8 protein-coding genes, 1 other RNA gene and 1 pseudogene are annotated in these 12498 nt (G+C 60.1%); 4 read left to right on the forward strand and 6 right to left on the reverse strand.

Annotated elements, in window-relative coordinates:
- Positions 1–6 precede the first annotated feature (6 nt).
- From pheA to gyrA, 4 genes are all read right to left on the reverse strand, one after another.
- Positions 7–1089 carry a prephenate dehydratase gene (gene pheA / locus P3T24_RS37025; RefSeq protein WP_429441700.1) on the reverse strand — a complete coding sequence of 361 codons (1083 nt, stop codon included), beginning with the start codon at positions 1087–1089 and terminating at the stop codon, positions 7–9.
- Between the two features lie 58 nt (positions 1090–1147).
- The gene (gene serC, locus P3T24_RS37030) at positions 1148–2230 is read right to left on the reverse strand and encodes a 3-phosphoserine/phosphohydroxythreonine transaminase (protein ID WP_429441701.1); all 1083 of its coding nucleotides are present in this window, start codon (positions 2228–2230) and stop codon (positions 1148–1150) included.
- Between the two features lie 236 nt (positions 2231–2466).
- Positions 2467–3084 carry a DUF2059 domain-containing protein gene (locus P3T24_RS37035; RefSeq protein WP_074263718.1) on the reverse strand — a complete coding sequence of 206 codons (618 nt, stop codon included), beginning with the start codon at positions 3082–3084 and terminating at the stop codon, positions 2467–2469.
- 114 nt (positions 3085–3198) lie between these two features.
- Entirely contained in the window at positions 3199–5829 is a 2631-nt protein-coding gene (gene gyrA / locus P3T24_RS37040; protein ID WP_429441702.1) for a DNA gyrase subunit A, read from the reverse strand.
- A 552-nt stretch (positions 5830–6381) separates the two neighbouring features.
- Here gyrA and ompA point away from each other — a divergent pair.
- From ompA to ssrA, 4 genes are all read left to right on the forward strand, one after another.
- On the forward strand, positions 6382–7029 hold the full coding sequence (gene ompA / locus P3T24_RS37045; RefSeq protein WP_074263716.1) for an outer membrane protein OmpA: 648 nt from the start codon (positions 6382–6384) through the stop codon (positions 7027–7029).
- A 223-nt stretch (positions 7030–7252) separates the two neighbouring features.
- On the forward strand, positions 7253–7951 hold the full coding sequence (ubiG, locus tag P3T24_RS37050) for a bifunctional 2-polyprenyl-6-hydroxyphenol methylase/3-demethylubiquinol 3-O-methyltransferase UbiG (RefSeq protein WP_429286967.1): 699 nt from the start codon (positions 7253–7255) through the stop codon (positions 7949–7951).
- A 27-nt stretch (positions 7952–7978) separates the two neighbouring features.
- Complete coding sequence (locus P3T24_RS37055) at positions 7979–8692, forward strand: HAD family hydrolase (protein WP_429441703.1); 714 nt, start codon at positions 7979–7981, stop codon at positions 8690–8692.
- Between the two features lie 102 nt (positions 8693–8794).
- Positions 8795–9164, forward strand: a transfer-messenger RNA (tmRNA) gene (gene ssrA / locus P3T24_RS37060).
- Between the two features lie 82 nt (positions 9165–9246).
- Here the strand turns inward: ssrA and P3T24_RS37065 are convergent.
- Both P3T24_RS37065 and P3T24_RS37070 read right to left on the reverse strand, forming a co-directional pair.
- Complete coding sequence (locus P3T24_RS37065; protein WP_429441704.1) at positions 9247–10593, reverse strand: TolC family outer membrane protein; 1347 nt, start codon at positions 10591–10593, stop codon at positions 9247–9249.
- Positions 10586–12409, reverse strand: a pseudogene (locus tag P3T24_RS37070) (peptidase domain-containing ABC transporter); the annotation flags it as partial. The pseudogene P3T24_RS37070 and the gene P3T24_RS37065, both read right to left, overlap by 8 nt.
- Positions 12410–12498: the final 89 nt, after the last annotated feature.

Raw genomic sequence — 12498 nt, forward strand, 5'->3', positions numbered from 1 at the left:
TGGATCTCAACGCGCTTGCGGGTACGAGCCGAGAATCTTCAGGAATTCGGCCATCTCGCCTAGCTCGGCAAGGGCTGCGGCAACCGGAGCATCGTCGCGATGACCTTCGACGTCGATGTAGAAGTAGTACTCCCACGTGCCGACACGCGCCGGCCTCGACTCGAAGCGCGTCATCGAAACGCCGTGACGGGCCAGCGGCTCCAGCAGCTTGAACATCGCCCCTGGCTCATTGGCGACCGAAACGATCAGCGAGGTCCGGTCTCTGCCGCTCGCGCCGGTCGGCTCTTTGCCGATCATCACGAAGCGGGTGCGGTTGTGCGGATCGTCCTGAATCAGTGCGTGCACGACCTGCAGGCCGTAGCGCGTCGCCGCGCGATCTCCGGCGATAGCCGCAACGCTCGGATCGTCAGCAGCGAGCCGCGCTCCTTCCGCGTTGCTTGACACCGCCTGACGCTCCAGATGCGGCGCATTCGACGCGAGCCAACCCTGGCATTGCGCGAGCGCCTGCGGATGCGCGCACACCCGCGTCACGCCGGTCAGGTCACCGTTTAACGTCAGAAGATTGTGATGGATCGGCAAAGCGAGTTCGCCGCCGATCAGCAATTGCGTTTGCAACAGCAGGTCGAGCGTGCGCGATACCGCGCCTTCGGTCGAATTCTCGATCGGCACGACGCCGAATTCGGCGGCACCCGCCTCGACCGAGCGAAACACTTCGTCAATCGACGGACACGGCACCCCTTCGATCGACTGACCGAAGTACTCGTGCATAGCCTGTTCGCTATAAGTGCCCACCGGCCCGAGATAGGCGGCCTTGATGGTTTTCTCGAGATCGCGGCTCGCCGCCATGATCTCGCGCCAGATGGCGCTGATGTGCTCGCTGGCAAGCGGCCCGTCGCTCATGTCCTGCAGACGCGCGATGACCTGCTGCTCACGCTCCGGCCGGAACACCGGCGCGTTGAAATGCTTCTTGACCTCGCCGACTTCGAGCGCCACCGCCGCCCGCTGGTTGAGCAGGGCGATCAGTTGCGCGTCGAGCGCATCGATGCGCTCGCGCAGCGGTTTGAGTCGTGTATTAAGTTCGTCGTCCATGCGTAAAACGGCTCTGCCGGAAAACTGCGTGAAGGGATGCGCGCACCTGAGCTTCGGCTCAAGCGCTACGCTGTTCGAATTCCTTCATGTACTCGACTAGCGCTTTGACGCCTTCGAGCGGCACCGCGTTGTAAATCGACGCCCGCATGCCGCCGACGGACTTGTGGCCCTTCAGCTGCACTAGCCCGCGCGCTTTCGCGCCGGCCAGGAAATCTTCGTTACGCGTTTCGTCCGCGAGAAAGAACGGTACGTTCATCCGCGAGCGCGAAGCGCGTTCAACCTTGTTCAGATAAAAGGAGCTGGCATCGATGGTGTCGTAGAGGAGCTTCGACTTCTCGATATTGCGCGCTTCCATGGCGGCGAGGCCGCCCTGCTTTTTCAACCACTTGAACACCAGCCCGGCGACGTAGATCGCATAGGTGGGCGGCGTGTTGTACATGGAATTGTTGGCGGCGACGGTTTTCCACTCGAACGCCGACGGGCAAATGCTCATTGCCCGGTCAAGCATGTCTTCGCGCACGATCACCACGGTGACACCAGCCATGCCGATATTCTTCTGCGCCCCGCCAAACAATACGCCATATTTGGCGATGTCCATGGGACGCGACAGGATATGCGACGACGCGTCGGCGACCAGCGGGATATCGCCCAGGTCGGGAATCTCAAACCGTTCGACGCCGTGAATCGTCTCGTTCGTGCACAGATGGACGTAGGCGGGATCGTCAGACAATTGCCACTCGGCGTACGCCGGAGCACGGGTAAAACCGTCAGCCGTCTCGCCGCTCGCGGCGACATGCACGGCGCCATACTTCTGCGCTTCCTTCAGCGACTTCTGCGACCACGAGCCCGTCACCACGAAGTCCGCACGCGGCTTCGAGCCGAACAGGTTCATCGGCACGATGGCGTTTTCGCCCAGCCCGCCGCCCTGCAGGAACAGGATACGGTGGCTCGCCGGCACATCCAGCAACTCGCGCAGGTCGGTTAGCGCTTCCTCGTGGATCGACATGAACTCTTTGCCGCGATGGCTCATTTCCATCACGCTCATGCCGCTGCCATGCCAGTCGAGCATCTCGTCGGCTGCGTGACGCAGCACTTCTTCGGGCATGGCCGCAGGTCCGGCCGAGAAATTAAAGACGCGCATCGTGAAGTCCCTGAAGCAGGCGCGCGGTGAGCAAACCGTGCAAATTCGCGCCTGAAAAGAAAATGGCCGTCTGCGCGTGTGCGCAAACGGCCATTATCGCATTGACGCCGCTACCCCGCCAAACCCAGCCGCCAAACCCCGGCGCCGTGAGGCGCCTGTGGCAAGCCGGTTACTCGTCGGATAGCGACGCGAGCGCCAGCGGTATCAACAAAACCCGCGAAGCCCGAGCGACCTGCTTACTTGGTAACCGGCGGCTTGACCGAAGCAACTTCCGAATCGGCTTGAGCGCGCGTTGCCTTGATCGATTGCGGCATGTACTTCTGCATCAGACCGTTCACGACGTCGCGGCCAACCTGGTCTTGAACCTGGATGAACTTGCGGCCCGTCGGGCTCTTGTAGAACGCCGTCAGATCTTTGATTTCCGACGTCGTGTAGTACTTCGCGTAAGCGTCGTACTGAGCTTGCATTGCGTCCTGACGGAACGAATCCGTTGCGAAGACCTGCCCTGCCGAGTCAACCAGCTTCGGCACAGCATTCTTCTGCAGCGTCGGGACGGAAGCCTGCTTCTGCTTGTCCGACATCGTCTTGTTTTCGCTCAGAGCGTCCGACAGGATAGCCGGAACCAGTTGCTTCGCTTGCATTTGCGCGCTGTTACCAATTGCGCCGACGAGCTTTTGCGCGTCGATCGCGTCCAGCAGATCCTTGATGGCAGCCTGCTTGGCCGGATCAACCGGAGCTGCAGCAGCGGTGCTGTTGTCTGCCGGAGCCGGCGTTTGACTTTGAAGCGCCTGCGCCATTGCAAAGGTCGGCACGAAAGCAGCCAGCAACATCAACTGTTTGAATCCTATTTGCATCATTACTCCCTAAGAGAAATTAGTCGAACTGCATGCTGCGTGGACTGCGCATCGGCCCGATGCGCCAGTCTGCGTCCCCGCAGCGTTCACCCTGTACATGATTGCCGGTGCGAATCAGGCTGCTCCGCCCTCTTCACCGCCTTCGTCACCGTCAGCGGGACCTTCGGCGTCACCTTCCACATCAGGTTCGGCCTCAGCAACCTGCTGCAAACCGGAAAGCTTCGTTCCTTCATCAAGACTGATGAGTGTAACACCTTGGGTTGCGCGGCCCATTTCACGGATTTCCGACACGCGCGTGCGGATCAGCACGCCCGTATTGGTAATCAGCATGATCTGGGCTTCGGAATCCACCAGCGTCGCCGCCACCACCTTGCCATTGCGTTCCGACGTCTGGATCGCGATCATCCCCTTCGTACCACGCCCGTGGCGGGTGTACTCGGAGATCGGTGTGCGTTTGCCGAAGCCGTTTTCCGTGGCAGTGAGCACTGACTGCTGCTCGTCGCCCGCGACCAGCAGCGCAATCACCTGCTGCCCATCGTCAAGCTGCATGCCGCGAACGCCACGCGCTTCCCGTCCCATCGGGCGCACGTCGTTCTCGTCGAAGCGCACTGCCTTGCCCGAATCCGAGAACAGCATGACGTCATGCTGACCGTCGGTGATAGCGGCGCCGATCAGATAATCACCATCGTCGAGACCGACCGCAATAATACCCTTGCGCAGCGGCCGACTAAAGGCTTCTAGCGGCGTCTTTTTTACCGTTCCTAACGCGGTGGCCATGAACACATATTTGTCGGCCGAGAATTCCTTGACCGGCAGCACCACCGTGATCTTCTCGCCGTCCTGCAGCGGGAACATGTTGACAATCGGGCGGCCACGCGAGTTCCGCGAGCCCTGCGGCACCTCGTAGACCTTAACCCAGTAGACGCGGCCGCGGTTCGAGAAGCACAGGATGTGGTCGTGCGTGTTGGCAATGAAGAGCGTGTCGATCCAGTCGTCTTCCTTCATGGAAGTCGCCTGTTTGCCGCGACCTCCGCGCTTCTGGGCGCGATATTCCGACAACGGCTGCGATTTCACATAACCGGCATGCGACATGGTCACGACCATGTCCTGCGGCGTGATCAGGTCTTCGGTATTCAGCTCGGTGGCGTTCAGCTCGATCTTCGAACGGCGGGCGTCGCCGAATTCGGCCTTGATCGAGGTGAGTTCGTCGACGATGATCGCCGTAATGCGCTCCGGACGCGCCAGGATGTCGAGCAGGTCGGCAATCTGGGCCATCACTTCGCGGTACTCGCCGATGATCTTGTCCTGCTCCAGACCCGTCAGGCGTTGCAGACGCATCTGCAAGATTTCCTGCGCCTGGGTGTCGGACAGACGGTAGAGACCGTCTGCTTGCATGCCGAACGCGGGGTTCAGCCCTTCAGGACGATACGCTTCCCGACCACCAGCCGAAGCGTTTTCCGTCTCGGCGCGCGCCAACATTTCGCGAACCAGCGACGAGTCCCACGGACGGTTCATCAATTCCTGCTTCGCGATCGGCGGAGTCGGCGCCGCCTTGATGATTGCGATGAAATCGTCGATGTTGGCGAGCGCCACAGCCAGGCCTTCCAGCACGTGACCGCGTTCGCGCGCCTTGCGCAGTTCGTATACTGTGCGCCGCGTCAGCACTTCCCGCCGGTGCGACAGGAAGCAACTCAACATTTCCTTCAGGTTCAGCAGCTTCGGCTGGCCGTCGACCAGCGCGACCATGTTCATGCCGAACGTATCCTGAAGCTGGGTCGCCTTATACAGATTGTTGAGGATGACCTCGGGCACTTCGCCGCGCTTCAGCTCGATCACGACCCGCATGCCGCTCTTGTCCGACTCGTCGCGGATGTCCGAGATGCCTTCCAGCTTCTTCTCGTTGACGAGTTCGGCGATCCGCTCCAACAGCGAGCGCTTGTTCACCTGGTACGGCAACTCGTCGACGATGATCGACATGCGTTGGCCGCGGTCGATTTCCTCGAAGTGCGTGAGCGCGCGCATCACGACGCGGCCACGACCGGTGTGATAGCCGTCGCGCACGCCGGCGACGCCGTAGATAATGCCGGCCGTGGGGAAGTCGGGCGCCGGGACGATCTCGATCAGTTCGTCGATGCTCGCTTCCGGATTCTTCAGCAGATGCTGACAGGCGTCGACAATCTCGTTCAGGTTGTGCGGCGGGATATTGGTTGCCATCCCCACCGCGATCCCGGACGAGCCATTGATCAGCAGATTGGGGATGCGCGCCGGGAGGATGGCCGGCTCGTTTTCGCTGCCGTCGTAGTTCGGCGTGAAATCGACCGTTTCCTTGTCGATGTCGGCGAGCAGCTCATGGCCGATCTTGGACATGCGGATTTCGGTGTAACGCATCGCCGCGGCGTTATCGCCGTCGACCGAACCGAAGTTGCCCTGACCGTCCACCAGCATATAGCGCAGGGAGAAGTCCTGCGCCATCCGGACAATCGTGTCGTAGACAGCCGTGTCGCCGTGCGGGTGATATTTACCGATCACGTCGCCGACAATACGCGCGGACTTCTTGTAAGCTCGGTTCCAGTCGTTGTTCAGCTCGTGCATCGCGTACAGCACTCGCCGGTGCACCGGCTTCAGGCCATCGCGAACATCGGGAAGCGCACGCCCTACAATCACGCTCATCGCGTAATCGAGATACGAACGACGCATTTCCTCCTCTAGGGAGATTGGCAGAGTCTCTTTGGCGAATTGATCCATTATCCGTATCTTTTACGTGCGAAGACGATGGCGGGACCATGCCTTCGCGTAGGCGCTGCAGACGCAACGCATCACGCGATTCTAACACGCGAGGCATCCATCCCCAGCTGGGGCACGTATACCTATTAGTGGGGAGTGCGCCAGGGGCGCCAGAGAGGCTCCAAAGAAAAGCCCGGCAGACGCGGGAACAACTCGGGACGCAAATCCGTTAACAAATCAGGGAACTTTCTGGCGCGAAGCAGGAGCAGGTCCGATTTATGCTGGCCCCTATTCAGCTCGCAGCCATGACTGGCGGGGCAGACTGCTCTCCACCAAAGCTCCTGTTGCGGACGCACCACAATCGGACAGGGGTATGGAAAGGGGGCAGATTTTTTTACGTGGGAAGGGAACGATATGGCAAAATGCCAACGCACAAAGAGTTAGACACTGCTCGAAGTCTACACAGCGCGTTTTTTGTTCCGCACCAATGTTATACTTCGAGCAATGTATGACTTGTCATCGTCAACAAGCTCGCAGTAAACCTGCGGTAATCTCAATTTCGAGAGGAGAAATATGAATAAACTTTCAAAGCTCGCGTTCATTGCAGCTACCGCAGTTGTGGCTGCATCCGCAATGGCACAGTCGGTGCCGGCGTCGCGACAAGCTACGAACGACAACTGGGTGAACGGCACGGGCGAGTACGTGTGGATGAACGGCACGAACGAACTCTGCTGGCGCGATGCATTCTGGACGCCGGCAACCGCTAACGCAAAGTGCGATGGCGCGCTGGTTGCTCAGGCACCGACCCCGCCGGCACCGCCGGCACCGGCTCCGGTTATCTCGAGCCAGAAGATTACGTACCAAGCTGACGCTTTGTTCGACTTTGACAAGGCTATCCTGAAGCCGGGCGGCAAGGAAAAGCTGGATGATCTCGCATCGAAGATCGGTGGCCTGAACCTCGAAGTCGTGGTTGCAACGGGTTACACGGACCGTATCGGTTCGGACAAGTACAACGACCGCCTGTCGCTGCGCCGTGCTCAAGCTGTCAAGGCATACCTGGTCAGCAAGGGCATCGAAGCCAACCGTATCTATACCGAAGGCAAGGGCAAGCGCAACCCGGTTACGACCGGCTGCAACCAGAAGAACCGCAAGGCTCTCATCGCCTGCCTCGCACCGGATCGTCGCGTGGAAGTCGAAGTTGTGGGTACTTCGAAGCAGTAAGCTCCAAATTACCGCAGTATCAAAGCCCCGCTTCGGCGGGGCTTTTTTTATGTCCAAGCGCGTCTGAGGCGTCGAATTTGCGCAGGCCACGGCAGATTCGGTCTCAGGTCAGCGTCGAGCGGCCGACCTGCCCGGGCATTTTGCCGCCCTGTGCCTCGGCCTATATACTCAGGCTTTATCGTCGACACCCGCCCACCCGCTCTCATCAAGGCCCGTATCCGCCATGACCAATGCCGATCCCCACGAACTTCAGAAATTCAGCGATCTCGCACATCGCTGGTGGGACCCGAACGCCGAATTCAAACCGCTGCACGAATTGAATCCGGTTCGGCTGAGCTGGATCAACACCCATGTAAGCCTTGCCGGCAAGCGGGTACTCGATATCGGTTGCGGCGGCGGCATTCTGTCGGAATCGATGGCTGGATTGGGTGCCCACGTGAAGGGAATCGACCTCGCGAGTCAGGCGCTCGGGGTCGCAGATCTTCACAGCCTTGAAAGCGGTGTAACCGTCGATTACGAAGAAATCGCCGCCGAGGCCCTGGCGGCCCGTGAGCCCGGCACCTACGACGTCGTGACCTGCATGGAAATGCTCGAGCACGTACCCGAACCCGCGGCCATCGTCGCCGCCTGCAAGACGCTCGTGAAACCGGGCGGCTGGGTGTTCTTCTCGACGCTCAACCGGAACGTGAAGTCCTACCTGTTTGCGGTGATCGGCGCGGAATACATTGCGCGGATGCTACCCAAGGGCACTCACGACTACGCGCGCTTCATCCGTCCGTCGGAACTGGCGGGCTTTGTCCGCGCCGCGCACCTGCACACCGCGGACATCAAAGGCATCGTATATAACCCGCTCAGCAAGCATTTCGCGCTGTCGGACGACACGAGCATCAACTATATGCTCGCCTGCCGCCGCGACGCCTGACGCGCAACGACTCCAACGAACGCATCCATGAGCGACCCCACTCCTCTGCCGCAACGCGAAGACGAAGACGCCTCCATCGGCCTTTGCCAGGCGGTCCTGTTCGACCTCGACGGCACACTCGCCGACACGGCGCCCGATCTGGCCGCCGCCGTCAACAAGATGCGCCACGAACGCGGCCTCGAGATGGTGCCGCTCGACGACCTGCGCCCGCTGGCATCGGCCGGTGCCCGCGGGCTAATTGGCGGCGCTTTTGGCATAGGGCCGGAGCATCCCGATTACCCGGCAATGCGCGACGAATTTCTCGCCAACTACGAGGCTGACCTTTGCATCGAAACGACACTCTTCCAGGGCATCGACGCCGTACTCGACGAACTGGATGCACGCGGCGTGCGCTGGGGCATCGTGACGAATAAGGTTGCGCGCCTGACGGAGCCGCTGGTGGCGTTGCTGGGACTCGATCTGCGTGCGGGATGCGTGGTGAGCGGCGATACGACGCCGCACTCGAAACCGCATCCAGCGCCGTTGCTGCACGCGGCGCGCGAACTGGATCTCGCGCCGGAGCGGATCGTCTACGTGGGCGACGACCTGCGTGACGTCCAGGCGGGCTTCGCAGCAGGTATGGTGACCGTGGCGGCTGCATACGGCTACTGCGGCAATGACATTCCTCCGACCCAATGGCATGCCCAGCACGTGGTCCGGTCGACGGCAGAACTGCAAAAACTGCTACGCGAGATCAGCTGACCGGGGCGCCGGAACATTGTCCGATCCAAAGACAGTCGGGACAGGGCTGTCATTCTATTGTAAAATCTACTTTGGCCCAGCAATTTTGGGGCAACAAACCGCGGGGGCGACCTGGTTTCGACAGGGGTTGCGAAGCGGCTAGGGCATACCGAGGACCCGTCACCTCGTTAATCAATGGGAAAAACGTAACTGCAAACGACGATACGTTCGCACTGGCAGCCTAAGGGCCGCCGTCCTCTGCCTAGTTCACTGACGGGCTAGAGTCGCAAGACCGGTAGCAATACCGACAGAGGTCATATACGTCAGTTAAGCCTTGGCGGTGTCACGACGTCCGGGTCGAAAATCTAGTGAATCGCCGTAGTGCAGCGTGTTCGTCCGCGTCGCTGCGGTTAAATCAAATGACAGAACTAAGTATGTAGAACTGGTCGTAGAGTGCTTCTGGACGCGGGTTCGATTCCCGCCGCCTCCACCAGAACACCTGTATCAAGCATCAAGCCGTACGAACAACCCGCGAACAGCCTTGGCTTTCGCGGGTTTTTTCGTTTTGCGCACAATCAACGTACGCTCGGCGAAGCTTGCGGCACGTCAGCCGACAATAAGAGCGAGTTCACCTGCGCCACTTCGTCTATGGTCAGCGAAGCGGTCACGCCCTTCAACTGCAACAGCGCCAGCAGGATGTCGTAGCGCGCGTGAATCAGATCGCGGCGGGTCGCATAGAAAACGTCAACGGTCCGCAGTACATCGGAACTCGTCCGGCTCCCAACCCTATAACCCATTTGCGTAGCAGCAACAGCGGCGCGAGATGTCTGCAAGAGCCGCGACAGCGATTCGATCCGAGCCGCGCCCGCGAGAAATCGCGCGCAGTTCTCGCGCGCGGTCCCGCCCGCCTGACGGGTCGCCGACAGCAGTTCGTTTTGTGCCTTATCCTCAAGCGCTGCCGATTCATCGAGCTTCGCTTCCGTCTCGCCGCCTTCGAAGATCGGAATGGAGATCGAGAGCATCGCCGTGGAAGTCGTGGTTGGTCCGCTGTAGCCGGCCGCGGCCCCGGCTGGAGAATGCGTAGCAGTGAGATTAACCGTCGGATAATAGGCGGCACGCGCCTTCTCTACATCGAGTTCGGCAATCCGCCGATCAATCTGCTTGAGTTGCACTGCGTAATCGTGCGCTTCCGCTTGCGCGGCCCATGCTTCGCCGTTGTCCGGCTCCAGACGCGGCAATCTCGCTTCGTCCGACAGTCGCGATAGTGCCGAAAACGGTTGCCCAGTGAGTTGCTCAATAGCGATACGCTTTAACAGCAAATCGTTACGCGCATCCGCCAGTTGCAGTTGTGCCTGCTCCATCCCGGCCTCTGCCTCCTGCAAGTCGATCACCGTCGCCTCCCCCGCTGACTGCCTGCGCTGCAACTGATGCATATGTGCGTCGAGCGCCGCGTTATAGTCAACCGCTCTGGCAACTTCGTCTTCTGCTGCCAGTTCGTCGAAATACGCACGCGCGGCTCGCAAAATCAGCACTTGCTGCGCACGCGCAACTTCAACTACGCCGCGCGCTTCGACAAAACTGGCCTGCCGGTAGGTGGTCCAACGGCTCCAGTCGAAGATTGGCTGCGTCAAGCTGACGGTCCACCCGTTCTGCCAGTAAGCGGTGCGAGGCAAGCCGTCGATTGCGGTGCTGTTATAGGCACGCCCCCAACCGCCGCCCACCTGCGGCAGCAAACCGGCCCGCGCCTTGGGCACCGCCTGCTGCGCGGCTCTTGAAGCCGCACGCATCGCGGCAAGGTCCGCGTCATGGTCGCTAGCCTGTTCGACGACCGACAACAGGTCGACCGCGCAAGCGGGGCTAACATGCCCCAACAATGCTGCCATGGCGGCAATCGACGCCGCCAACAACGTCCGCCTATTCATGGTCTGCCACGTGATCGTTCAGCATGCCTCGGTACGTCTCCGGCTGGCGCACTTCGCGCAGCAGTTCGCCATCGACCAGCCGGTAGCACGTGTCGAAAGCCGCCGCCAACGACATGTCATGGGTGATAACGACCACGGTCCGGTTGAGCCGCTGCAAAAGCGCGACAACCAGCTGTACAGACGCCGGGTCGAGATTTGAGGTCGGTTCGTCAAGCAGTAACAGTTCGCGCTGTTGATATAGCGCGCGTGCCAACAAGAGACGTTGCCGCTGACCGGCAGAGATATTTGCAATAGTGTCGCTGACGATGGTCCGCGTGCGCATCGGCAATCGCATGACGTCGGCGAGTAGCCCAACTTCGTCGAGCAACGCGTGAATGCGCGCCTCATCCGCGCTGCCAGCGAAGAGTGAAATATTGTCTGCAATCGAACCGTGCAGGATGAGGTCGCCTTGACGCATGTGCACCGCATGCCGGCGAATCTCGTCGACCGTGAGATTTGGCCACGCAATGCCGTTCAGCGTGATCTCGCCCTCCTGAATCGGCTCAGCGGCGGCAAGCAACTTGAACAGCGTGGACTTGCCGCTGCCCGACGGCCCGGTAATGACGATCTTGTCGCCCTTGCGAATCGTGATGTTCGCGCGCATCAGCACCGGCTGATCCGATATGCCATAGCGGAACGTGACGTCTCGCACGTCGATCTGCTGGAAGGTCTGAACCTCTACCGTTTTAAGAGTATCGCTCGCGGGCGTATAGCGCTCCGGTTCGCAGTCGACGATATCGCCAACCCGCGACACTGGCACGCTGAGCATGAAATATTCAAACGCCGCATTGATCGAGCGTGCAAATCGCTCCGAGAGCAACGACTTGTAAATCAGGAAAGAATAAAAAACGCCTACCGATATAACACCACCCAGCATGAGCCGTGCGGCAAACCACGTAATGGCCAGCGTTTCCACATAGCTGACGAGCTTCAGGATCGCGTCGCGTACGCTGGAGAGCCGGCTGCTGTGGACCGTTGCTGCAATAAACGCGCGGTACTTCGCCATGAACATGGCCGTGCGTCGCACTTCGCCTTGCGATAGCTTGATGAGCGAGGCGGCCCGTATGGTCTCAAAGATCGTGTCATCGCAGCGCGCCGTTTCTTCGAGCACGAGCGCATGCGTGTCGCGCATGCGGGAAAAGAGCAAGAGGGAAATCGCGGCGTAAAGCAGGAAAAGCCCGACGGCGATCGCGGTCAGCAGCCGGCTTTGTATCAGCATCAATGCAAGCGCGAGCATGCCAACGGCGATATCGATGCCCAGCGAGATGAATGTTCGCGTACAGAAAGCGCTGATTTCGTCCTGTGCCTTGATGCGCGCGAAAAGATCCCCAACGTGCCGCTTTTCAAAGTAAGAAAGCGGATTACGCAAAAGATGCGCCATCAGACCTTCGGCCATGTTCATCTTCACAAGTCCGTGCGCCAGTTCGACCAGGTAACCCTGGGTGTACTGACTCAAGGCGCCCACCATAAAAATCACGCTGAACGTGACGATGAGCACATTCAGGAGATTCAGGTTGTCCGCGGCGACAACGTTGTCGAGCACGAGGTTGCCCAGATAGGGCATGGCGAGGATCGCACTCTGGCTGCCGAGCGCGATGAACATCACCTTGAGGATCTGCGCCCGCAATTGCGGGTTCAGCAAGCGCACCCGCTCGAGCGCTGCCGGAACGCGCGACCGTTCGCGCAGCCGCGGCAGGGCCGGCGTCGGCGAGCATTCCAGCATGTAGCCGGAAACGTTGTTGACGAAGGTTTGCATCGACACGCGACGCCGGGAGGGTGTAAATAGTTTTGTGTAAACGGTCATTTGGCAGGAGACTGCCAGTAACAGGAGCGACGATGACCGTAGCGAAACGCAATAAACGGGTA

The sequence above is a fragment of the Paraburkholderia sp. GAS33 genome, assembly GCF_050436645.1.
GTDB lineage: Bacteria > Pseudomonadota > Gammaproteobacteria > Burkholderiales > Burkholderiaceae > Paraburkholderia > Paraburkholderia phenazinium_B.

What these genes read in the sequence shown, in the direction of transcription:
- pheA (WP_429441700.1), bottom strand. Translation starts at nt 1,089, where the DNA reads ATGGACGACGAACTTAATACACGACTCAAACCGCTGCGCGAGCGCATC.
- serC (WP_429441701.1), bottom strand. Translation starts at nt 2,230, where the DNA reads ATGCGCGTCTTTAATTTCTCGGCCGGACCTGCGGCCATGCCCGAAGAA.
- P3T24_RS37035 (WP_074263718.1), bottom strand. Translation starts at nt 3,084, where the DNA reads ATGCAAATAGGATTCAAACAGTTGATGTTGCTGGCTGCTTTCGTGCCG.
- gyrA (WP_429441702.1), bottom strand. Translation starts at nt 5,829, where the DNA reads ATGGATCAATTCGCCAAAGAGACTCTGCCAATCTCCCTAGAGGAGGAA.
- ompA (WP_074263716.1), top strand. Translation starts at nt 6,382, where the DNA reads ATGAATAAACTTTCAAAGCTCGCGTTCATTGCAGCTACCGCAGTTGTG.
- ubiG (WP_429286967.1), top strand. Translation starts at nt 7,253, where the DNA reads ATGACCAATGCCGATCCCCACGAACTTCAGAAATTCAGCGATCTCGCA.
- P3T24_RS37055 (WP_429441703.1), top strand. Translation starts at nt 7,979, where the DNA reads ATGAGCGACCCCACTCCTCTGCCGCAACGCGAAGACGAAGACGCCTCC.
- P3T24_RS37065 (WP_429441704.1), bottom strand. Translation starts at nt 10,593, where the DNA reads ATGAATAGGCGGACGTTGTTGGCGGCGTCGATTGCCGCCATGGCAGCA.